This window comes from Chitinispirillales bacterium, assembly GCA_031254455.1.
In the GTDB taxonomy this organism is placed as follows: Bacteria; Fibrobacterota; Chitinivibrionia; order Chitinivibrionales; family Chitinivibrionaceae; genus WRFX01.
In genome coordinates, this window is the sequence record JAIRUI010000090.1 from 1 (window position 1) to 23,509 (window position 23,509).

General features: G+C 38.4%; 22 protein-coding genes and 1 tRNA gene. 13 read left to right on the forward strand and 10 right to left on the reverse strand.

Translation table 11 applies throughout. The features are described from left to right. The 5 genes from LBH98_06735 to rnc form a co-directional block, all read left to right on the forward strand. Positions 1–459, forward strand: a 459-nt coding sequence (locus LBH98_06735) for a hypothetical protein (GenBank protein MDR0304444.1), incomplete at its 5' end; no start/stop codon positions are given. 170 nt (positions 460–629) lie between these two features. After that, entirely contained in the window at positions 630–1,214 is a 585-nt protein-coding gene (locus tag LBH98_06740) for a metallophosphatase family protein (protein MDR0304445.1), read from the forward strand. A gap of 115 nt (positions 1,215–1,329) precedes the next feature. Continuing rightward, complete coding sequence (locus LBH98_06745; protein MDR0304446.1) at positions 1,330–2,700, forward strand: radical SAM protein; 1,371 nt, start codon at positions 1,330–1,332, stop codon at positions 2,698–2,700. A gap of 44 nt (positions 2,701–2,744) precedes the next feature. Further along, positions 2,745–3,983, forward strand: coding sequence for a beta-ketoacyl-ACP synthase II (gene fabF / locus LBH98_06750; protein ID MDR0304447.1), 1,239 nt, complete (start codon positions 2,745–2,747; stop codon positions 3,981–3,983). Continuing rightward, the gene (gene rnc, locus LBH98_06755; protein MDR0304448.1) at positions 3,980–4,759 is read left to right on the forward strand and encodes a ribonuclease III; all 780 of its coding nucleotides are present in this window, start codon (positions 3,980–3,982) and stop codon (positions 4,757–4,759) included. The genes fabF and rnc overlap by 4 nt, the downstream gene beginning before the upstream one ends. Here rnc and LBH98_06760 read toward each other — a convergent pair. The 4 genes from LBH98_06760 to LBH98_06775 all read right to left on the reverse strand — a co-directional run bounded on the left by LBH98_06760 (position 4,756) and on the right by LBH98_06775 (position 9,855). Beyond that, positions 4,756–6,096, reverse strand: a complete 1,341-nt coding sequence (locus LBH98_06760) for a hemolysin family protein (protein MDR0304449.1) — start codon at positions 6,094–6,096, stop codon at positions 4,756–4,758. The genes rnc and LBH98_06760 overlap by 4 nt on opposite strands. A 3-nt stretch (positions 6,097–6,099) precedes the next feature. Continuing rightward, on the reverse strand, positions 6,100–6,534 hold the full coding sequence (gene ybeY, locus LBH98_06765) for an rRNA maturation RNase YbeY (GenBank protein ID MDR0304450.1): 435 nt from the start codon (positions 6,532–6,534) through the stop codon (positions 6,100–6,102). A gap of 1 nt (position 6,535) precedes the next feature. Beyond that, on the reverse strand, positions 6,536–7,753 hold the full coding sequence (locus LBH98_06770; GenBank protein MDR0304451.1) for a DUF6175 family protein: 1,218 nt from the start codon (positions 7,751–7,753) through the stop codon (positions 6,536–6,538). 125 nt (positions 7,754–7,878) lie between these two features. Further along, entirely contained in the window at positions 7,879–9,855 is a 1,977-nt protein-coding gene (locus LBH98_06775; protein MDR0304452.1) for a hypothetical protein, read from the reverse strand. Positions 9,856–9,975: 120 nt separating this feature from the next. Between LBH98_06775 and LBH98_06780 the strand changes: the two genes are divergently transcribed. Together LBH98_06780 and LBH98_06785 are read left to right on the forward strand one after the other, a co-directional pair. Further along, entirely contained in the window at positions 9,976–10,230 is a 255-nt protein-coding gene (locus LBH98_06780; GenBank protein MDR0304453.1) for a hypothetical protein, read from the forward strand. A gap of 205 nt (positions 10,231–10,435) precedes the next feature. Then, positions 10,436–13,156 (forward strand): response regulator, encoded by a 2,721-nt coding sequence (locus LBH98_06785; protein ID MDR0304454.1) that lies wholly within the window; start codon positions 10,436–10,438, stop codon positions 13,154–13,156. Here the strand turns inward: LBH98_06785 and LBH98_06790 are convergent. The 3 genes from LBH98_06790 to LBH98_06800 are packed head-to-tail and all read right to left on the reverse strand — an operon-like array spanning position 13,149 to position 14,754. Next, positions 13,149–13,352 (reverse strand): hypothetical protein, encoded by a 204-nt coding sequence (locus tag LBH98_06790; protein ID MDR0304455.1) that lies wholly within the window; start codon positions 13,350–13,352, stop codon positions 13,149–13,151. The two genes, LBH98_06785 and LBH98_06790, sit on opposite strands and share 8 nt — an antisense overlap. Positions 13,353–13,354: 2 nt before the next feature. Further along, the gene (xth, locus tag LBH98_06795) at positions 13,355–14,113 is read right to left on the reverse strand and encodes an exodeoxyribonuclease III (GenBank protein ID MDR0304456.1); all 759 of its coding nucleotides are present in this window, start codon (positions 14,111–14,113) and stop codon (positions 13,355–13,357) included. After that, positions 14,110–14,754: an HAD hydrolase-like protein gene (locus tag LBH98_06800; protein MDR0304457.1), complete on the reverse strand. Its 645-nt coding sequence runs from the start codon at positions 14,752–14,754 to the stop codon at positions 14,110–14,112. Before LBH98_06800 ends, xth begins: the two co-directional genes overlap by 4 nt. Before the next feature lie 78 nt (positions 14,755–14,832). On the opposite strand from LBH98_06800, the gene LBH98_06805 reads away from it, so the two are divergent. Next, positions 14,833–15,153 carry a hypothetical protein gene (locus LBH98_06805; protein MDR0304458.1) on the forward strand — a complete coding sequence of 107 codons (321 nt, stop codon included), beginning with the start codon at positions 14,833–14,835 and terminating at the stop codon, positions 15,151–15,153. A 66-nt stretch (positions 15,154–15,219) separates the two neighbouring features. On the opposite strand, the gene LBH98_06810 is transcribed toward LBH98_06805, so the two are convergent. The 3 genes from LBH98_06810 to LBH98_06820 all read right to left on the reverse strand — a co-directional run bounded on the left by LBH98_06810 (position 15,220) and on the right by LBH98_06820 (position 19,627). Then, positions 15,220–15,864 carry a hypothetical protein gene (locus LBH98_06810; GenBank protein ID MDR0304459.1) on the reverse strand — a complete coding sequence of 215 codons (645 nt, stop codon included), beginning with the start codon at positions 15,862–15,864 and terminating at the stop codon, positions 15,220–15,222. Positions 15,865–15,982: 118 nt separating this feature from the next. Beyond that, positions 15,983–17,236 carry a DNA recombination protein RmuC gene (gene rmuC / locus LBH98_06815; GenBank protein MDR0304460.1) on the reverse strand — a complete coding sequence of 418 codons (1,254 nt, stop codon included), beginning with the start codon at positions 17,234–17,236 and terminating at the stop codon, positions 15,983–15,985. Continuing rightward, on the reverse strand, positions 17,237–19,627 hold the full coding sequence (locus tag LBH98_06820; protein ID MDR0304461.1) for a YfhO family protein: 2,391 nt from the start codon (positions 19,625–19,627) through the stop codon (positions 17,237–17,239). It lies immediately after the preceding gene. Between the two features lie 139 nt (positions 19,628–19,766). Here LBH98_06820 and LBH98_06825 point away from each other — a divergent pair, with 139 nt between their 5' ends. The 5 genes from LBH98_06825 to ispD all read left to right on the forward strand — a co-directional run bounded on the left by LBH98_06825 (position 19,767) and on the right by ispD (position 23,482). Beyond that, positions 19,767–20,624 carry a hypothetical protein gene (locus LBH98_06825; protein ID MDR0304462.1) on the forward strand — a complete coding sequence of 286 codons (858 nt, stop codon included), beginning with the start codon at positions 19,767–19,769 and terminating at the stop codon, positions 20,622–20,624. Positions 20,625–20,672: 48 nt separating this feature from the next. Then, positions 20,673–20,746: transfer RNA gene (locus LBH98_06830), tRNA-His, on the forward strand. A 194-nt stretch (positions 20,747–20,940) separates the two neighbouring features. Continuing rightward, complete coding sequence (clpP, locus tag LBH98_06835) at positions 20,941–21,531, forward strand: ATP-dependent Clp endopeptidase proteolytic subunit ClpP (protein ID MDR0304463.1); 591 nt, start codon at positions 20,941–20,943, stop codon at positions 21,529–21,531. After that, positions 21,532–22,794 carry an ATP-dependent Clp protease ATP-binding subunit ClpX gene (clpX, locus tag LBH98_06840; GenBank protein MDR0304464.1) on the forward strand — a complete coding sequence of 421 codons (1,263 nt, stop codon included), beginning with the start codon at positions 21,532–21,534 and terminating at the stop codon, positions 22,792–22,794. Continuing rightward, the gene (ispD, locus tag LBH98_06845) at positions 22,781–23,482 is read left to right on the forward strand and encodes a 2-C-methyl-D-erythritol 4-phosphate cytidylyltransferase (GenBank protein ID MDR0304465.1); all 702 of its coding nucleotides are present in this window, start codon (positions 22,781–22,783) and stop codon (positions 23,480–23,482) included. Before clpX ends, ispD begins: the two co-directional genes overlap by 14 nt. Positions 23,483–23,509: the final 27 nt, after the last annotated feature.

The following is a 23,509-nucleotide window of genomic DNA, read 5'->3' on the forward strand; positions in this document are numbered from 1 at the left end:
TATGTGGATGGAGAATTATCCGGCAGCAGCATATCTTATACGATAAAAGCGTCGGACGTAGGTAAAGATATAAGAGCGGAGATAAGCGGAACCAATACCGTAGGCAAGGCGATAAGCGAGATTGTCAGGGCGGCGGGCGGCGCAAATCCAATCATCGACATTAAAAATCCCGACAAACGCGGAGGTATCAGACTGTCGAGTAATATCGTTTCTGAAAAGGCTGTTATTACTATCGACTTACCGAACAACGAGAGAGTTTCACAGATGAAGGCGGTCGTTTACGACAATACCGGAAACGAAGTATTTGAGACTGAGGCAAGAGGCGGTACAGCCGAGTGGGATTTAACCAATAACGACGGTAGAAATGCGGCTAACGGCAGTTATTTGATAATTGTCGAAGCGAGAGGAAATAACGCAAAGACGTATAAGTATTCGGCGAAGTTGGGAGTGAAACGATAACCGGACCGGATTGCTTCGCAACGCTTGCAATGACGGGACATTATTTAATAAACGGGACGCATAGAGATTTGCGTTCCGTTTTGTTTTTGCGGCGAATATTATTTTGAAAAAGCAAAACGGTTTTCTAAATCTGTAGAAAAAGAGAACGTAATTAAGACGAGACAAACAATATGGAAGAGCAAAATTTGAATGCGTTAGTAATATCCGATTCGCACGGAAATATAAATTTTTTACAAAATATAGTAAAAAAAGCGAAAGAGATAGCGAATATCGAACAAATTTGGCATCTTGGCGACGAATACGAAGATATGGATTATATCGATTTTGACGGAATTGTAAAAAAAATTCCCGGAACTCGACATCCCGATTATTATTCGGGGGCGCTTAGTAAATTTCTTTCTTTTCCTTTCTCAAACGCAGAAATTACAATCGTTCATTCGCCTTACGATATTCCGAATTTCTTAATTTGCCAAAAGCGCTTGTTTTTTTACGGGCATCTCCATCGTTCGAATATTGCCAAAAGCGGAAACGGACTTTTAATTTCACCCGGACATATAAAATGCCCGTTTGACCGCGGATACGAAGCGTCTTTTTTAATTGCCGAGTTTTCACAAACAATAAAATTGAAACAATACGATTATTCAGGAAAATTTAAAGCGGAAGCGATAGTGAAAAACCTTGAAAACAGGTATGAGTTATCACAAATAAAGGGCAGCCCGATCGGCTGGAAAATATCTGAACCGCTATTAAAATAGGATTGAGTTATGAGATGCAATTATCGGTTCAAATTTTTTTTAATAATTTGGTATGTGCGAAAATATATTTTTAGTTGTCTTTTTCATTGTTTTTAGCGATTTATTGGGATTATTAATGAAAATAAAATTCATATATCCGAAATTTTATAAGTTTTTGGAATTGCGTCCGGAACTCGCAGAATTTCCGGCGATAGCGGCGACATGGGCATATACGATGCCGCCCGCAATGGGTATTCCGATTTTGGCAAAACTATGCGATTCGCAGCCGGACATTGAATATCATATTCAAGACCAAAATATTGAAGAGATAAATTTTAATGACGACAGCGACGTTATCGCGATAAGTTTTTTCACTCCGCAGGCGGCAAAAGCGTACGAACTGGGCGATAAATTTTTAGCGCTGGGCAAAACCGTTTTAATGGGCGGCATGCATCCGTCAATGATTCCTGACAATGTGCAGCCGCATTGTACTTCTCTTACGGTCGGAGAAGGCGATACGGTATTTTTGCAGCAGATTGACGATTACAGAAAAGGCTGCTTGAAACCGCGATACCAGGCGGCTGAATTTCCTGCGCCCGAACAAATCGTCACTCCGAAAAGAGGCGTATTCGACATTGAAAACAAATACGATTGGCACGCGTCGCTCGTGAGTGTAACGCGAGGATGCCCTTTCGGCTGCGAGTGGTGCAACGTTCCGATTTACCAGGGAAACCGTACACGCCTGCGCCCGATAGACGATGTAGTAGAAGACATTCGCTTATTAAGCGGTCAGGAATTTTACGTAACCGACGATATGATAATGTTGAATCGCCCGCGAATAACCAATTACGTAATGGATTTATGCGACAAAATTAAAGATTTTAAGGTAAAAATGTTCTTGTCGTGTTCGCCGGCTATGAACAGCGATACAAATTTTTTGAATAAAATCGCCGAAGCGGGTGCGGCGAGCATGTACACAGTTTTTGCAAGCGACCCGTTCAGTGCAAGATTCTACGAAGGCGATAAAAATGTCTGGAATAAGTGCGTAGATTTGGTCAAGCAATTAGAAGACAGGGGAATAAGATTTTTCGGTTCGTTTGCAGTAGGATACGACTGCTGTCACGAGGACCAATTCGACAAAATTTTGGAATATTGCCGCGTCGCGAATGTTAAAACCGCCGAATTTTTCATAGCGACGCCGTTTCCGAACACTCCGTTTTTCAAACGATTGAAAGAAGAAAACCGTCTTCATTTACCTATTAACTGGGCAAGGTATAACGCTGCAAACGTCGTATTTAAACCGAAGCATACGACGGAAGAGCAATTGGATGACGGATTTTCGCGTGTCTGGAAAGAATTTTTTTCAAGCGCCGATCATATGGAATCGCTTTCGGCGTTCACTATGGACACAGAAAAAATTCTGCAATCGTTGGAATATTCGCAAAAAGTAAAAGATTCGGTAAAAAAGGGTATAGAAAAAGCAAAATGCAACTCTAAAAGATTGTAAACAAAGTATATTTGCAATAATATTGAAAAGAAAAGAGGAATTTTATGACGCAAAAAATTGTTATTACAGGATTAGGTTCCGTAAATCCTTGCGGAAACAACGTTAATGAGTTTTGGAATTCATTAAAGAATGGAAAAAGCGGAATAGATTTCGTACAGGCATTCGACACTTCAGATTTACCGACTAAAATAGGCGGCGAGGTAAAAGGAATCGATTACGGAAATTATTTGGATACTAAAGAAGTAAATAGAACCGATAGATATATTCTTCATTCTATCGCCGCCGCCGACGAGGCGGTAAAAGACGCTAACCTTTTGAACGATTCGATTGACGCCGAGAGAATAGGCGTAATTATTTCTTCGGGAGTCGGCGGTCTGAGTTATCTTGAAAACGAAGCGATAAAGCTTTATGAAAAAGGACCGCGGCGCGTGTCTGCATTTTTTATTCCTATGATGATTGCGGATATGGCTAGTGGGATGGTTTCAATGAAATACGGATTCAAAGGACCAAATTACGGAATAGTTTCCGCCTGCGCTTCCGGAGGACACGGGATTGGCGACGCGATGCTTGCGCTTAGGGCGGGAATGATGGACGCCTGCATTTGCGGCGGAACGGAAGCGGCGGTAACTCGTTTGGGATTCGCAGGTTTTTGCGCTATGAAAGCAATGAGTACGCGCAACGAAATTCCGCAAAAAGCGAGTTCGCCGTTTGATTTGAACCGCGACGGATTCGTCATGGGCGAAGGCGCAGGAATTGCTGTTTTGGAAACCTTGGAACACGCGCAAAAACGTAACGCGAAAATTTATGCCGAATTAGTCGGTTACGGAGCTACCGGCGACGCATATCATTTAAGCAGCCCGTCTCCAGACGGCGAGGGGGCGCAAAGAGCGTTGAAAATGGCGCTGAAAACCGCAAATATGCAGCCGACAGAAATTGATTATATTTCGGCGCACGGGACTTCAACTCCCGCAAACGATAAAAACGAGTCCATTGCAATTCAAAAGGTATTTGGCGAGCACGCGCAAAAACTGTCGATAAGTTCGATAAAATCAATGACCGGACATTTACTTGGCGGCGCAGGCGGAATCGCTTTTGTCGCACTTGTAAAGTCTGTTGTCGAGAACGTTGTTCCGCCAACGATAAATTACGAAAATCCGGACCCCGATTGCCCGCTTGATTATACGCCAAATATCGCAAAAAGCAGGATTATCAATGCCGCTATGTGTAATTTATTCGGCTTCGGAGGGCATAACGTTTCGCTGGTTATTAAGAAATTTGTATGAAACAAAGTAATTTTTTTGAAAAAATAAATCAAATTATATTGAAAAAAAAATACTCGGTAAGTATTGTAGATGTCGGGTTTTCGGAAAAAATAAACAATCTGCAAAAATCTTTAGGATATTATTTCAAGAATATTGTTTTACTTTTTCATGCGCTTACGCACAAATCGGCAATCGCTCCGGAGACAGATCCAATAGGACTCGGTTCAAACGAAAGGCTTGAACTGTTGGGCGACTCGATTCTTGATTTTTTGGTAACCGAGGAGTTATATAATAAATTCCCCGGTTATACGGAAGGACAAATAACGGAAATAAAATCTATGATTGTAAGTCGAAAAATAATAGGCGATGTCGCCGACGGTATAAATCTGAAAAACGCTATGATTTTCGGTAAAAGTTACGAAAACCTTAAAAACTCAAAAACCGATGTTTGCTCAAACGCTTTCGAAGCATTAATCGCTGCGATTTATTTGGACGGCGGAATTGATTGTATTCGGAAAGTTTTAAGAAAGAAATTATTTCCGCTTATCGAAAGTTCACTTGTACGAAAAGAAAATATAAATTACAAAACGATGATATTAGAATTCGTTCAAGGAAACGGACATTCAACTGTAAAATACAACCTTATTTCCGAAAAAGGTCCGGATCACGAAAAAATCTTTACCGTTGGAATAGAAATTAACGGTAAAGATATGGGAATCGCACAAGGCAGTTCTAAAAAAGACGCAGAGCAGAAAGCCGCTAAAATCGCAGCGATGAAATTGGGAATAATAGTTTAAATATCCGCTTTTAAATTATTATCTATTTCGGAATCGTTATCCGTTTCCGGAAGAATAATTTGAATTTCCTCTATTCTTTGCGCATCCATTTTTGTAATTTTTAGAGTTATCCCCTTAAAAACGTATTCGGTTCCTTCTGTAGGCACATTTCCGTATTCATGATAAAAAAGCCCGCCTAAAGTGCTGTATTTTTTGTCTTTTTCATCAAATCTAACCGGAACAAATTCAGCCAAATCGTCCAATTCAATATGCGGATTCGCCAAAAAAGTACGAACGTCGGTTTGAACTACCGAAGAAACGCATTCGTCATACTCGTCGTTTATGTCGCCTACGATTTCTTCAATTATATCTTCCATAGTTACAATCCCTGCGGTTCCGCCGTATTCGTCAACAACAACGGCTATATGATTTCGCATTTTTTTCATATCTTTCATAAGATCCGTCAGCAATTTGCTTGCAGGAATATAGTGCGGCTCTTTAATAAGTTTCTTGAGCGACCAATTTCCAACATCTGAAATTCCGTTTTCCGAAATCCATTTTATCACGTCTTTAGCATGCAAAATTCCTATAATTGAATCAACGCTGTTTTCATATACCGGAATTCTAGAATGCCCGTTTGTGCTTATATGCGTCAATGTTTCGGAAAGCGGGGAATCAATAGAAATTGCAACGATGTCGATTCTCGGAACCATAACTTCTTTTGCTAATGTATCGCTGAATTCAAAAATATTTTTAATCATTTCTTTTTCTTCTTTGTCCAATCCGTCTTCGGAATCGGACGCTTCGGTTAATTTGCTTAACTCTTTTTCGCTTAAGAAATTGAACTTTTCATCATATTTCATAATTTTCAGGAGAAAATTTTGTACGAAATACATGATTTTAGCAATCGGAAATAGCAGCGGTTTATTTAAAATGTAAAAGAAATAAATCGGCATTAACAGATTTTCGGCATATTTCAAAGCGAACGCCCGCGGAATACTATAGCAAATAAAACCTGCCGCAATTGACGATATCGCCGCCGCAAGAAATACCGCTTCCCAGTTGAAATATTGTTGAGGAATAAAAATATAACGCCGTGAAATAAAATAAAAAATTATTCCCAGAATAGCGACAGCCGACGATTTTGCAAACGAAATCAACATTGAAAAAACAGTTTTGTTTTCCAAAAATATTTCAATCTTGCCGATAATATGCAGAGTCCGATTATCCGTTATATTGTTTTTATAACGTTCTATCTGCCCAAAAACAATTTTTGTAGAAGATAATAAAGAAATGTAAATACAATCAATTGTTGCGGCGATTACCAAATACGATAATTGTAAACCGGAATACTCCAAAACCTACTCCTTTTCAAGGTCAATATATTTTTTTTCGCGCCGTTCCATAATTATCCGTTCGTCTTCGGATTCATGGTTAAAGCCCAAAAGATGAAATATTCCGTGTATAAACAATCTTTGAACTTCTTCGTCAAGAGATAACCCGTATTCTTTCCTTTGCTCGTCGGCGCACTGTATGCAAATATATATTTCACCCAAATAATCAAAATCATTGAAGCAAAACGACAAAACGTCGGTAACACAATCTTTTTTACGGAAATCGTTATTTAACCGTTTAATAGTTCGTTCATTACAAAAAACCAAATCAACGCTCCGGTTTTCCGCTACACTTTCTCCCGAATACACCTTTCGGCAAAGTGAGAATAACGCCGTCTCGTCAATTTCCAGCGCTTCGTCGTCTTCATACACAATTTCCAGCGGCGTATCGGCTGCTTGCAAATTACAAATTATCCAAACCCAAAATAATCAATTTTCGGTTTATGTTAATTCTTGTAACATCGGCTTCTTTCGCAAGCTTCGACTTAATGTCCCTGAAAATATTCATCGATCTGGAATATTCGCTGTTTTTCGCCCACACCAAATAATCCATAGTTTTATCGGCGACGATATTTTCTTTTGAAGACGAAAACATTTCCTCAATTACGTCGGACACGGCAAACTGCAAATTCTCAATTTGCTTCGCGTTAAAATTTCCTGTAACATTGAAAATAAGTTTGTATTGTGCGCCGCGTTTTACATCGTCCTGCCAATATGCCGTAACTCTCGCCAATACGTTTTGGATTGCGCCGTTAATCGCTTCTTCAACCAATGCTTCCTGTGCAACGTTCGGACGAGTCGCGGAATATCCGGTTTCCGTACCTAAAAGCCGTGCGGTCGTCGTTTCATACGCTTTTACGACAACGGTCGCTTTTCCTCCCTGAACGCTTCCGGAAAACGAAATATAAACGTCCGCACCCAAAGCCAAAGACAATTGGTAAGAAATATCTTGATCCGCGCCTTTGAGCTCCGCTTGGATGTTTGCCAAATCGTTCAACTGTTCAGACGCTCTTGGAACAATGACGTCGTATTTACGAGCGGTTAGAAAACTTTCAATAACTCCCGCAGCCTGACGCGCTAAAGGATTTGATTCGAAAACTTGAAGCGGAGTTTGTCCTTTCGGCGTTTCGGGAATCACCATAATAAACGGAAGCCCTATTTGCGCGACCAAAGCGTCTTTACTCGCAAGGACGCCCATACCTTCAAGATCCGAACGTATCGCCGAAACGTTTACGCGAATATTTTTAATAACTTTAAATCCCTTTCTTTTATCCGGAAGCGTAGTTTTAGTCGAAGAAATCACTTTTTGCGCCTCAAACGTGATAAATTTCGATACGTTGCTCAATTCAAAAAAACTCTCTTGATACGGCTCAAATTTAGCTTTCGCCGCGTCATTATTCAAAAGCGGGTCGGTGCCATTATAAAGCGCAAACCAAACGGCGGCTCTTTGTAAATCGGTGAGAGCCGTTTTTTCATTATTGCCGAATCCCGTCGCGTTCAGCGAAATTTCCGAAGAAGAATAAACCTCAACCAACGCCGCCTGTTTTGACATGGGAATATTGGTCGCTCCCGCGAAATTAAAAATCACAAAAACAAGCATAAGCATCATTAATTTTTTCATAAACCCCATCCTTTTGTTTAAATTTTATCTATTTTTACGCATAAAATATCATTTATCCGACGTTGAGAACTACGGCAAAACGTAAAAACGGTAAATATTTGGAATTTTTATTTTTGTTTCTTAATTTATTCGCCTAATAAAAATCTCCAAAAACCGCCGCCGCCGCTTTTTTGTTTTTTTACTTCCGACTTATTTATTTCATTGTTATTTTTATACTTATCGTTTTCGTTTGAATAAACGGTGGATTGCATATCTTCAGATTGTTCGTCTTCGGATTCAGTCTTAACGGCCGGAACATCTTTTTCCGTTACTAAATCGTTGCTTTTTTTAGATTTGTACGGAAGCGCGAACGAAACATAAGCCGACCAAGTCATTCCGCTTGTCTTCAACAAATCGCCGCTTTTAACGTTCGGACCATCTCTATACGACGTAGTGTCCGATATCTGTTTTTTGTTGTAACGCCAACGAGAATTCCAAGTGTCGCTTTTTGTGAATAAATGATACCCCGCCGAGGCGCCCAAATGAACTGTCGGCGTAATCGCAAATTCAACTCCCATATTTCCCAAAAGTCCAAGAGAAAACTGCGAAATGTAAATATCGTACAATATTTCTTTATCGTCCTTATTATGAAGCATTACGTCTTTGATGCCGAAACCGATTTCCGGAGCCAAAACAAAACGTCGGATAAATATTTTTTTTGCCAACGAGAATTCCGCTCCAAACCCCAATGCAAGCGCATCAATGTCGTACCAGGTTCTACCAGAATTACTACTATATGGATTGTAATAAAATTCGCCGCTCGCTTTCCCGAACAAAAATTCGCCGCCCGCGTTAAACCACCACTGCGAACCGCCGGCGGAAGTAAAAAGATTTACACTCATTTTAAGTTTTGGACCGTACATATTAGACAATTTCAAGTGTCGAATACCGCCTATATACCTTTCTCCGTAGCCAATAGTATCTTGTGGCATTTTATTGTTTTCAGAATTTTTAATTTCTTCAATTTTTGCGTCATACTCTCTTTGTCCTTTGTTATCTACGTCAAACGGAATTTGTGTAAATCCAACGGTAATGTCAAGCGGCAACTGCGGGATTTCTTTTATCGTAGAGCCCACATAAGGCAGTCCGGAAATAATTTGCGCCTGAGACTGCGACGCATCAAGCCCGCGCGCTTTCTCGCCGACCTTTTTTACCATTACCCAGCCGCGTTTTTTTTGAGTTATGTTTCCTTCCGCATCTTCGAGCGATTCATAGACCCAAAATTTATCATCGGTTTTTATTCCATCGCGTTTTCCGATGGAAATAACGACATTTCTTGGATTCCTGTCTAAAACTTGCGCCGAAAGCTGAAAATCCGGAATAGCTCTGGTCGCCGCTTGCACGTCGGTCGCAATTAAATTTAACGCTTCACGAAACGCCGCGTATTTCGGATTTATTTTTTGCCCGTTAAAACGGTATTCTTCGCCTGAATATTTTGTGCTTGAATATGTTCTTTCAATATTGGCGACGAGCTTTGCGGCGGGTTTTTTGCCGGTATTGTCTATTTTCCACCAATATCCCCCAGCCGACAGTGTTATTTTGTACGCCGTTCCGTACGATTGCGTCGCATATGAAGAATCGGTATATCCGATATATACGGGAGCAAAAATATACGCCGAATTCATAACCGTATTCAGTTCTTCTTCAGTTATACCTAATTCTTTGGCTTTGTCGGTGATAAAAGAGTTTTTTTGCTGCTCAGAAAGCAAATCCATAGCGCGAATTTCTTTTTGAGCGTCAACCGCCGATAAGATAGCCGGAACAACCGTACGATTCATTCGTTCTTCCAAAGGAATCGACGCGGGAAGAGCGGAAAATTTATCTACGGCGCTCTGCGGAACATTGTTATAATCAAATCGTTCAAATTTAACGGAATTTTGTAAAACAGATACTAAGTCGTCTTTCCACTCGGAACCGACAACTTCTGATTTGTTAATAGCCAAATTTAAAAACGCGACCGATTTCCTTTGATATACTCCGGCTTCTTTTGACGAAACATCTTCCTGTGCAAAAGACATTATACCGAAACATAATAAAACATAAAATTGTAAATAATTTTTCATAAGATTCCTTGCTTTATGTAAAAGCTTTTATGTAAAAAACAAAAAAATTCTAATAAAAATACAATAATTACATTGGGAAAAAATATATTTACACAAAGTTTTAACGTTTTCGGAGGTTTTATGCCAAGAGGCAGGTCGGCAAAAAATTATAAACGCGTGACAGCGTTGAACCAATTACTAGGAATTTTTATGCTTGCCGCACTAATTGCCGGAATTGGTTTTTTGTTTAATAAGTTAGTGACGATTATGGAAAAATCATCAAATAACGAAACCGTTCAAACAGTTAAAACTTCATCCGCCGGTAAAATAAATGAAACGACGATTAATAACGTAAAAGAGGCATCGGATCTCAATAAAAAGGCAGGCGGTTTGTAATTTTGTAATATTTTATATATAATTATTGATTTTTTATTTTATTGTTAAGGGATAATTTGAAATTATGAAAAAGATGAAAATTATATCGATATCAAAAAAAATAAGTAAACGTCGTCTCGGTACACATATTTTATTTAGTTTCTTTTCTTTTGTTGTAATAATCTTTACAAGCATTTTTTTTACATCCGACGTTATTAAAGATTTAATGCACAAGTCAAACGAAAAAGCGCTTGCAACCGTTGTATCAAGCGTTAAGAATACGTTAGGATACGCCAGTACGATTTTTGAGACGTCTTTTGAACAACTGATGGATTATATCGAAAACGATTATGATAATTCACATCTCTTATGTGAAATGACTACTATCACAAACCGAATCGCCGCAACGACAAAAGGAGCTTCTTACGAAAACGGAATTTACGGATACATACGCGGCGAATATTTGGACGGAATCGGTTGGGCGCCGCCTGAAAATTATGTTGTACATTACAGACCTTGGTACATTAATGCTTTGAAAGCAAAAGGAAATATTGTCACCTCTTCCCCTTATTATGACGCCAGCACAGGACAACTGATTATCAGCTATTCAAAAGCGATTTATAATAGAAACGGCAATTTCTTAGGCGTTTTGGCTATGGACGCTTTTTTTGATAATTTATTCGGAAGTTTAACTGTCGCCGAATCAATGGGATATGTGATTTTATTAGACGACAAATTTGTAATCATATCCCACCCCGACACTAACGCCATAGGCGTTAAACTATTTGACTTTGACGTTGACAACAAATTAAATCCGAAATCTTTGAATGAAAAATTAATTTCCGATTTGGTAACTAAGAAATTAACTGAAAAACACGGGCATAATAAAATTATAGCTGCGGCAAAAGAAATTTCAGTGGAATCGACCAAATGGTACGTGATAAGCGTTGTTTTGAAATCGGATTTCTATAGACAGGCCAATATTGTAAACATTATCCTGTTATTGACCGGCATTTTTGGATTTTTTGCAACCGCATATATTATGTATAATCTTAATCGCCTTAAAGAAATTGCCGATGAAGCAAACACAGGAAAAAGCGTATTTTTAGCAAGAGTTTCGCACGATTTACGAACTCCGCTCAACGCAATTAACGGATTTGCCGAAATAGAACTGAACAAAGAGCACTCTAAAGAAACGGCAAACAATATAAGTAAAATTTTACGTTCCGGATACATGCTCATGCAGATACTCAACGACCTTTTAGATCTTTCAAAAATCGAAAACGGAAAACTTGAAATTATTAAAAAAGAATATAACGTTGGAAATTTGATAGAAGACGTCATATATATAAATAAATTTCGCATTGACGGCAAAAATATTAAACTTCAAATAAAATTCGATAAAAATATTCCGCAAAAACTTTTCGGAGATGAAATTCGTGTTAAACAAATTTTTAACAATATTTTATCGAATGCTTTCAAATATACGGAAAACGGCATAATTTCCGTGTATTTTTCGGTCAAACGGTTATCCCCCGATCTTTGTCAATTAATTGCCGTCGTTAAAGACACCGGAATAGGAATCAAAAAAGAAAATATATCAAAATTGTTTCACGAGTATAATAGATTTGACGTTGAAAAGCATCGTAATACGGAAGGGACGGGGCTTGGATTAAATATAACAAAACAACTTGCCGAAATTATGGGCGGCGACGTTTCGGTCGAAAGCGAGTACGGCAAAGGAAGTACTTTTACGGTTACCATAATTCAGGGTATTATCGGAGATAAATTTATTACGGATGAAACTGCCGCCAGATTGGAAAATTTGAATTTTATCGAAAACAATGAATATTACATCCACAAAATTGATTTTGTTTCGCTTCCCAACGTTAACGTTTTGGTAGTAGATGACGTTCAGACAAATCTTGATGTCGCGTTAGGAATGCTTAGCCCTTACAAAATGAAAGTGGACTGTGTTTTGAGCGGAGAAGAAGCGCTTAGTATTATTTCCGACGGCGGTAAGAAATACGACATCTTATTTGTCGACCATATAATGCCGGGAATGGACGGAATAGAAACCGTGCGAAAAATTCGCAAAATAAACTCGGAATACACTCGAAACCTTCCCATTGTAGCTTTTACGGCGAATACATTGTCTGATATGGAAAAGATGTTTTTGGAAATGGGATTTAACGCTTTTATTTCAAAACCTATAGACACCGACAAACTTGATGAAATTATTCACAAATGGGTTTATGACAGATTGAGCGAAAGTGAGAAATTGAAAGCCCCGCGTAATACTGACAAGTCGGCTTTTATTGCTCAAGAAAAACCGCAAATAAAGCCGGACACACATAAAATAGAAGGTTTGGATTTTGAAAAAGGAGTCAAAAGATTTAACGGAAGCTATGACGCATACTATCGCGTAATTTCTTCGTTTGTGAAAAACATCGCTTCGAAAATTAATGCGATTGACGACGTCTCTTCAAAAAATATCGCCGATTATGCAATTACAATTCACGGAATTAAAGGTTCCTGTTATGGAATAAGCGCAAATTTATTTGGCGATGAAGCGGCGGTTCTAGAAAAATTCGCCAAAGACGGCGATTTAGAAAAAATATGGGAATTAAATCCTAAATTTATTGAAAAAATCAAATTGTTTATAGAAAAATTACAAAATTTACTTAACGAAATAAATTCGTCTAAAGAAGAAAAACCGAAAATGATATTGCCTGATACAAATTTGCTTAAGAAAATTTTAGTTTCCGCACAAAATTACGATATGGAAGAATTGCGAAATTCGGTTAATGATCTGGATAAATTTCGTTATGAAAAAGACAATGAATTAGTCACGGAAATCAAACAAAAATGCGATGTTTTCGATTATGACGGTATCGCAAGAATTATATCAAAATTTTTGAATAATTCGGACAATATTTCTAAATAGATATATGTTTTGAAGATTTTTGATTTGTCCTTATTTTATCCGTAAGCCAATCGTCGCCGAACAAACGACGCCCAAAAAACAGCAAGGCGATTAAAATTAACAAAATTACCGCAATTTTGAGAACCGATTTAAAAACGTTAAATGCCAAGAAAACAATCGCCGACAAAATCAGAATAAAAAATATCGTTTCAAGCATTTTTACACCTCAATACTAACGGGACAATGGTCGCTTCCAAAAAATTGAGGATGAATTTCAACGGTTTTCACCTGAGAAACAAAATCGTCGTTTACGCAGCAGTAGTCGATTCTCCAGCCGACGTTTCGTTCACGCGCCTGAGTTCTATACGACCACCAAGTATATAAGTTCGGTTCGTTTGGGCGCCTTTGCCTAAAAATATCGCAAAATCCGTTTGACAGAAATTTCGTCATCCATTCCCGCTCTTCCAGATAAAATCCCGGACTGTTTTCGTTATTTTTCGGATTTTTCAAATCTATTTCTGTATGAGCGATGTTGTAATCGCCGACCAAGATTACATTTTTCCCGCTTTCTACCGTTTTTTTTACTTTCCAAAGCAAAAAATCGCAAAAATTCAGTTTATAATCCAATCTCGCTCTTTCTTCTTGACTGTTTGGGAAATAACAATTTACAAGTGTAAAATTTTCGAATTCGGCAATTATCGTCCGCCCTTCGCAATCGTACTTTTCATTGCCTAGATTTTCGATGTTTTTCGGTTCAATTTTCGTATAAATCGCCGTCCCGCTATACCCTTTCTTAACCGCAGAATGCCAAAAACTTTTATATCCTTTGATATTTAAAATTTCACCGCTCAATTGTCCTTTTTGCGCTTTAGTTTCTTGAATTGCCAAAATGTCCGGATTTTCTTTTCCCAAAAACTCAAAAAAACCGTTTTTTACGCACGCTCTTATTCCGTTTACATTCCAAGAGTAAATTCTCATTTCTCAAACAGCTCCGACAAGTTTTTTACGACAAGTTTTTCTCCGCATTTTTCCACTAATTTTTCATAGGAAACAGCTCCCCATGAAATTAGAATTATGTCGCATCCGAGGGAATCGGCAACTTCAAAATCATGAGGAGTATCGCCTATCATAAGCGTTTTTTTTATGTTAATATTGTTGTTTGAAATCAGTTCTTTTCCTCTTTGAATTTTTGATTGCGCCAAATTATCGGCAATTCCGGCTATTTCGGTAAAATAATTTTGTAATCCAAAATATTTAACCATATCCAAGAGCTCTTTTTGGTTATATGCCGACAATACAAACTGTGAAATTCCTTTCTCCGAATTTTTTTTAAGATAATTTTCAACGCCGCAGTGAATTTCAATTTCGCGCCATCTTTGTCGATAGACCGTCGCAAATCGGTCGGCAAGCAAGGGATATTTCTCCTTGTCCAAGCCTACTTCTTCGTAAAATTTGTTTACCGGAAAGTAAAACCGTTTTTTATATTGTTCAAAGTTCATTTCTTCAATATTATATAAAACGCACTCTTCACAATATATGTCAAACGCGAGCCGCGTATCATCGACAACGGTTCCGTTCCAGTCCCATATTATCGACGAGTATTCATTTATATTCGGCATTTTTTCTCCAAAGAAAAATCAACGATAATATAGTAAATTTCAAGACCGATAGTCAACGATAACGGTTTAATAACTCTTATGTTGAATTCTCCCGAAACTTTGCTTTTGGAAAACCTTGTCGCAATAGCTCTAAAAAGACGATTCGGAGATGATTTTTATTTTGCAAGAGATAATGCTGAAGTCGATTTTTACGTTCCAAAAACCCAAACGCTGATTCAGGTCGCTTACTCCATATCCGCTAATCAAACGGAAAATCGTGAAATTGAAAGTATGTTGAAAATTCAAGAGCGCATTAAAGCCGAGAATTTACTGATTATAACTTTAGACGGAGAAAAAACAATAGAACACAAAGAAAAAACAATAAAATGTATTCCTGTATGGAAGTGGATTTTATTGTAATTTTGTCCTGCATACAAGATAAACAAGCAATGTTTATCGCATAAAACTAAACAAATTTTTGATTAATTACCAATTAAAATTATTGGAAAAGAAACTCCACAATTCAATCCTTTCATAAACTGCGATTTTCTCACTTTCGGCTGTCGCAAAATATCCGGAAGTAATCTGTTTATAATTTTTTGGTCTTACAACACCGAATACGTCGCCATAACCGTTAGTAAAAGGGACGAAAAATTTTTCTCTTACAGGTAAAATGTCACTAAAAACAATCCAACTATCCGGCAAATTACACCACTCAACTTTTTCGTCTCCGTCACAACCGATTATATAATAATTATAACCTGTTGCGAGAGTGTCTCTGGCAAGTTCATATGTATTATTCGGCAGATTTATCGTTCTTGTCAAAGTATCGCCGTCCCAAATTATACTGTAAATAACATTTCCGGCAGGAACAATATTAACATTATTAAAACGGTTCGCTTCAACTCCGTTAATCAAAAATTTAGGAACCGGATAAAGATAATTATTTTCAAAACCTATAACAAATGTTCCATCGTCATTTTTATCCGTCCAAACCTCAAACATTTCCTTCTCCCCATCTGTCTCATGACGTCTTTGACTGTTTGTTTCAGTATCGCTGCCGCACCCTTGTAAAAACATGCTAATTAAAGTCGCTGGAATTACTGTCATTAATTTTAAAATCTTTATCATAATAATATGGTCTCCTTTAAACTAAACTACTTAATAATATAACATATTTTCACTAAAATTGCTTATTTTTCCAGAATTTAGGAAATTATTTTTTGTAAAAATTTTAATAATTCCATATTCAATAAGCCAAACTCTGATTTATTTGTTTTGTAGTATTTGCGCCTAATTTTTTTAGATTTTCAATTTTACCTAAGATAGTACCCGCATTTTTGGTTCCGTCCAAATTATCTTTTGTCAGTTGTCCCATCGCGTCCGTATATATTCTTTTTGTGCTATCCATACTTTGCCCGACTTTTATCATATTATCAGTAAAACTCACAAACTTGTCGTACAATTCACCGCCGACTTTCGCAATTTCCTGAACATTTTTATTTTGGTTTTCCACTTTCCAAATAAACGCAATCGCTCTCATAGCAAACATCAAAGTCGTCGGCACTACAAGCATGACATTTTTTTTGAGAGCGTATTCCACAAGCATCGGATTCGCCTGAACGGCAACCGTCAAAGCCGGTTCGATCGGAACGAACATAAACACGAAATCCGGCGAATTTACGGCGGAAATCCGCTCGTATTTTTTTTCCGAAAGTTCGTCGATATGTCTTTTTATACTTGCGATATGTTCTTTTAACGCCTTTTCTTTAACCGCCTCGTCTTCGCCGTTAAAATACTGCTCGTAAGCGGCAAGAGAAACCTTACTGTCGATAATATAGTGTTTATTTTCAGGTAAATAGACTATAAAATCCGGACGAACATTTTCATTCTCGCCTATTTTGAAATTTTGCTGCTTCTTAAAATTCACACCTTCCGTAAGCCCGGATTTTTCAAGCAAAACTTCCAATTGGAATTCGCCCCAATCTCCCTGAACTTTGCTGTCGCCTTTTAACGCCCGCGTAAGTTTATCCGCCTCCTGCGTCATTTGCTTGTTCATTTCTATAATATGCCGTAATTCTTGCTGTAAACTTGCCTTTTCACGAATTTCATTTGAATATGTTTCTTCTACTTTTTTTTGGAAATCCGAGATTTTTTCTTTGAGAGGATTTAATAATCCGCCGATTTTTTCCTCGTTTACTTCCACAAATTTCTTGCTTTTTTCTTCAAGAATTTTATTTGCCGTATTTTCAAATTCAATTTTCATCCGCTCGTGCAGCTTTTCAATTTCCTCTTTATTTTGAACCGCTTGATTTTGCAAAATTTCTTTTTCTGTTTCTTTTGCTGACAAATTCATTGATAATTCGTTTATTTTTTCATCTTTTTCCGCCATTTTTCGCAAAAAATCATCCAAAGACAGATACTTTGCAAATTTTGTTTTCAAAACAAAAAACGAAAACGCAGCGCCGACAGCCATCCCCAAAATTAACATTACGATTTCCATTTATTTCATTACCTTTTTCTTAGTAAAATTTAACGACAAGGCTAACAAAAGAAAAATGCAACCGGGTATAGAGAGCAACAGGGCGGTATTCATATAAAGCGAGTCGATTTTAATTTGAACTTTGTGCTTTCCGGCGGGAACTTCAACCGCCATAAACGCCAAATCGCAGTTTATGATTTCCGCTTTTTTACCGTCGATAAACACTTTCCACGCGGGATAATAAACCTCGCTTATCCGCAAAAGCCCGTTTACGCTTACTTCTACGTCCGCGATCCTGTCGTTTGCCGTATATTTAAGCCATTTTGTCGAAATTTGCGTGTTTACGTTTTCGCCGACGCTTTCAAAACTTGGCTTCTGTTCCAAAATCGCCGTTTCATGTACCGCAAAATCAGCGTTATTTATCGTTTCCGAAATTATACTGCGATCGCTCTCTACGATATAACTGTTCGTGAAAGCCAAACGAGGCATAGCGTTTTTATTCTCAATAACCTGCAATTGCCCGGTCCGGTTCGGATAAAAAACATACTTGCAATTCGCCAAATTTAATGCGTTGCCGCCGTCTGAAATAGGGTCTGAATAACCCATATTCGCTCTTTCAAAAATCGGCGAAAGATAATTCATGCCGCCCTGACCGCGAAATTCACGATACCGCACAAGCTCGTTATCGTGGAATCCGTTCACCCCTTCCAATCCGTAAAACGATTCGATATTCACATTCGGATCTATACCAGGCCAATACATTGAACGTGCAGGCTCATTCTTTGTCTTCCTTAAAACGTCGGCAATCGCATTAGGCGTTTTTTTGTATTGTGCGTTAGATTGATATTGAATAAAACTTTTATTTACACGAATAGTATCTATCATTCCCAATACCAAAATTAAGGCGAATAATAATCCTTTTTTAAGGCGTCCGCAAATAACCGCCCAAATTCCTCCTATGATAATTATCGCAATAAACGTCCATCCGATAAGAGCGGGAATATAATTTTTTTGAAAATTCGCTTCAAAAATATTTTTCTTTTCCGCAAGAGAATTACAAAGCGGCTGCATCAGACCAAAAACAAAGTTTTGGTTTGCAAAAACAAACGAAACCGCAATTATTACGGGAATTGAAATCAACAAACCGAATTTTGTATTTTTCAGACGAATTTCACTCCAATTTTTCCATTCTTCGTCCAAAATATCTTTAAGCGACAGTGCGCTCAAAAATACGATTACGAACGAGAACCAATACATAACCATAGCCATCGCGCGAAATTTCTTTACGCCGGGAATAAAATGATAAGCGATCGTATAAATTGAAATTTTATCTTCCGGATTACCGGAGAAACGAATCCCCGGAGAATCTGCGCCCATACTCAACAACAAAAAGAAAATTCCAAGCGACAGACAAAAAAAGCGCCATTTGGACGGTTTAAAGACAAACGCCGAAAAAGCCGTAATCATAGCGACGGCGCCTACATATTCGGTATTTAATTTGAACGCGTTGCCGCTCCAATAATATCCAAACCAATTCCCAAATTCAGGCACCCAAAGTGAAAAAATTTCAGCCCAGTGCATCGACCAAGACGTCGCGAATTCAAATCCTCTGTCAACCCCGCGAATAGAATGTGCGTCTTGGACGTATCTAAACGCAGGATACAACTGCGCTGCGCCCAGCGACAATCCCAAAACAACCGACCCCCAAAAGAATAATGCTGGTTTTATCGTAATCTTTACATTTTTTTTGCCAAAAACTTCAAAAATTGTAAAGAACAGCCAAATCGCTCCAAGCCCGATAAACGTGAAAAACATCATTTGAATATGCGAAGTTAAAAGTCCGAGCCCTATTCCAAGCGCAAAAAGCGCGGTATTTGCAAAATTTGGATTGCATAAGCCTTCTTTGAGCCGCCAAATCATATAAGGAAGCAATGCAATTACATACATTTTTCCATCGTGACCGGGGTAAACATGTGAAAAAAATTCCGGATTCAACATGTAAAAAATCGCTCCTATTCCAGCAATCGTCGGCGAAAGCCCAAACCCTTTGAACAGCATCAAATAAAAAAACAATCCGGCAAGAAAAACATGAAGAATCATCTTCCAAGAAAACGCGGCATAAATAGGCGCAAGATAATTAAACGGGAAAACAAGCGGATAAAGATAATCGCCCGCCAACGCGTCGCCTGTCGGCATACCGCATAAAACTCCTTTATTCCACATGGCGATCTGTCCGTCTTCAAGTAAGGCGCGCTGCATAGACGATTTTATTCCCATAGTATTTATTTGATCGCTTGCGAGAAGCATTTTATTCGAATTTATTAATTCGTGAAATAAGCATAAAACAATCAACGCCATAAATGCAATTATAGCGATATGAATCATATTTCGGTTATTCTTCGCAATCTCCATAACTATCTTTCCTCTTTTCATGAAATTATGCAGAAAATACTTTTTGCGAAAATTATAAAACGATTTCGCGTTTTATTCGCGTCGATTTTGCGCAAATATTATTTTAGAGTCCGTATTTTTAACGGAGGTGTTAAAGCTTATGTGTAAAGAAAAAATTTTCGCAATAGTGTCTTTTATTTTTGTTTTTACTTACGCGGATTTATATTCGCCGGAAGTTTGGTACGGATTCAGGTCGGATTCTTTAGTTTTCAGCGCGGGGGTAAGCGAATCGGACTTGAATAAAACCGTTTATTATGAACTTTTGTACAAAAAACAAGGCGGTAAAAACAGCATTTTAGCGTCAAAAAACATAAAAGCCGTAGAAAGAGAATGGACGCTTGCATTTTCCGATATAAAAAAGGACGTTGCCGGTAAAGACGCGTTATGGGTAAAAGAAACTATAGGCGATGAAAAATCAAAAATTTACGGACCTTACGGTTTTGTAAAAAACAAACTTTCGGAAATTTGCGACACCGCAATAAATTATTCCGGCGATATAAAAAATTACGAATTGAATAAAAACACCAAATTTTCGGACAATAAATCGTTCGCCATACAGTTTTTACATAATCAAAACGGACTTATAATCGTTTTTGGCGACGTGAAAGAAAAAATAACGATTTCTATTGATCCGGCAAACAGCAAAACGGCATTTTTAGCTTTTGCAAACAGAATAATAATGTTTGATACGGATAAAAAAGCCGCGTTTTTTTATCCCGAAAGAAGTATAGTCCAAAAAACTTCCGACATTCAATATAAAATCAGAGATTGGGAAGGCGATATGACGGTATCCGACGGTCAAAACTGTAAAATAATTTTTATTCCTTGGTACGATTTAGGCGTTAAGTACGAAAACGGCAGAAAATTTGGATTCATGATACAACACGGCGATTATTCATATCCGTTCGGAGCGTCATCCTATTCGCCCGCGTCTTGGGGAAACATAATTATCAAATAAATCTTGACTAACCATGATTCACGAATTTATTTTACGTAAGATTTTATGGTGAGTGTAGTTCAATTGGTTAGAGCACCGGATTGTGGTTCCGGTTGTTGGGGGTTCAAGTCCCCTCACTCACCCCGCAAAATTTCTACTGCAATATAAAACAAACGCCGACAAATTTCAAATCAATTTCTATACAATCAATTACATTTTTTATTGAAATAACTATAATTTCTTAATTTATTATAAACATTTGTTTCGTCAAAAATGTGTTTTTATCGTCCGCATAAATTATTTTGTACAATAAAATTTCAGTTGAAAGGCGTATGTTATGTCGCATTTGATACCTATGGTTGTCGAAACGAGCGGACGCGGAGAAAGGTCTTACGATATTTATTCCCGTCTATTAAAGGAAAGAATTATATTCTTGGGAGGAGAAATAAACGACGCGGTCGCAGACGTAGTGATGGCGCAGATGATATTTTTGGAATACGAAGATCCGGCGAAAGATATTACTTTGTACATAAATTCGCCCGGCGGTTACGTTTCTTCCGGTTTGGCGATTTATGACACTATGCGTTTTATACGTCCGAACATCTCTACGATTTGCATCGGACAGGCGGCAAGTATGGGAGCGGTTTTGCTTGCGGCCGGCACTCCGGGTAAAAGGTTGGCGCTTCCGCACTCAAAAATTATGATTCACCAGCCTATTGGCGGCGCAAGCGGTCAAGCGTCCGATATAGTAATCCACGCAAAAGAGATTATTCGCATTAAAAACAGTTTATCCGAACTTTTAGCAAAACATACGGGAAAATCCGCCGAGACAATCTATAAAGATACCGACCGCGACAATTTTATGTCGGCGATAGAGGCGAAAGAATATGGAATTGTAGATGACGTTTTGGAGGAACGGAAGGAATAAATGCCCATAAACAGCAATAAAAGTAAGATTAAATGCTCTTTCTGCGGAAAAGATAAAACCCAAGTAAAACTGCTTATTAACGGGTTGAACGGTTTCATTTGTAACGAATGCGTTGACGTATGCAACCATATGCTTGACGCTAAGAAAGAAATAAAAAGGCGGCATAACGATATTCAATTCACAGGTCAATATGAAAATATCCTCACGCCAAAAGAAATGAAAGAAATTTTAGACAGAAACATAATCGGACAGAACGCGGCAAAAATCGGTGTCGCCGTAGCGGTATATAATCATTACAAACGGCTGAATTCACGATGTCAGGACGACGATGTCGAAATTGAAAAAACAAATATTTTGCTTTTAGGACCGACGGGAACGGGAAAAACTCTGATTGCGCAAACCGTAGCAAAAATTCTGAAAGTTCCGTTTGCTATCGCCGACGCGACAGTACTCACCGAAGCGGGATACGTCGGCGAAGACGTGGAAAATATTTTGGTACGTCTTTTGAACGCCGCAGACGGAGACGTTTCTAAAGCGCAGCACGGAATAATTTACATTGACGAATTCGACAAAATCGGCAGAAAATCCGAAAATTCATCAATAACCCGTGACGTCTCCGGCGAGGGGGTTCAGCAGGCGTTGTTAAAAATCATAGAAGGGACTTTATCGCACGTTCCACCGCAGGGCGGACGCAAACATCCCGAACAAAAATTGATAGAAATAGACACCCGTGATATTTTGTTCATTTGCGGCGGAGCGTTTGTCGGTTTGGAAGAAATCATAAAAAAGAGAACGACCAAAAGCGCAATGGGCTTTACAGGAAAAGTAATAGATAAAAACTCTTCACAAACGAGCGAACTTCTACATTTGTGCGAACCGGACGATTTAATGCATTTTGGGATAATTCCCGAACTTATAGGACGTTTGCCTGCAATTTACGCTCTTGACAACCTCGACAAAGAAATGTTGATGCAGATTTTGCTTGAGCCCAGAAACGCTATTGTTAAACAATATGCAAAATTATTTGATATGGACGGCGTAAAATTGTCGTTTGAAAAAGAAGCGTTAGAAAAAGTTGTAGAAATCGCCGAAGAAAAAAAGACGGGGGCGCGCGGTTTGCGTGCGGTTTTGGAAACCGCTCTAATTCCGGTAATGTATGAGCTGCCTTCCAAAAAAAACATTCGCGAAGTAGTCGTTACAAAAGAGGTCATCGCCGACAAAGCGGCGCCTAAATACATTGAAAAAATGAGTGAAAGCGCATAAACAAATGTCAATTTCGGCTATAATTGTCGCCGGCGGGATGGGAAAGCGGCTCGGGAAAGAAATTCCCAAAGCGTTTGTACCGATTTGCCGAAAAGAATTATTTTTATACTCTGCAGAAATTTTCGACGAAATGGGAATTTTTAACGAAATAATCGTTGTCGTTCCAAACAGCGCGATTGCGAAAACGCAAGAAAAGACGGCTGATTTTTCTACAAAAATTATTATAGCGCAGGGTGGAAAAGAGCGGCATAATTCAGTTGAAAACGGTGTAAAAAAAGCAAGCGGCGACATAGTTATAATTCACGACGCGGCGCGTCCATTCGCCACAAAAGAATTAGTCGGGCAACTTATAGAAAATTATACCGGCAATAATTTCTGCGGAATGATTTGCGCCAACCCGATTGTAGATACGATTCGCAGGTTTGAGAATAATTTGTGCGGACAGACGATAAACCGTAGCGAACTTATCGCCGTCGGCACTCCGCAAATTTTTGATAAAAAAACATTGCTTGACTGTTTTGCAAAAATTGAAGATTTAAGTGAAATTCCGACTGACGAAGCGATGCTTGTGCAAAAGTTCGGACACAAAGTCGGATGGATAAAGAGCAGTAAAATGAACTTCAAAATTACAACGCCGGAAGATATAATTTTGGCGGAAGCGATTGTGAAAAACGGAGAGATTTCGTAAGACCGCCGTAAATTCGCCAAAGAAAAT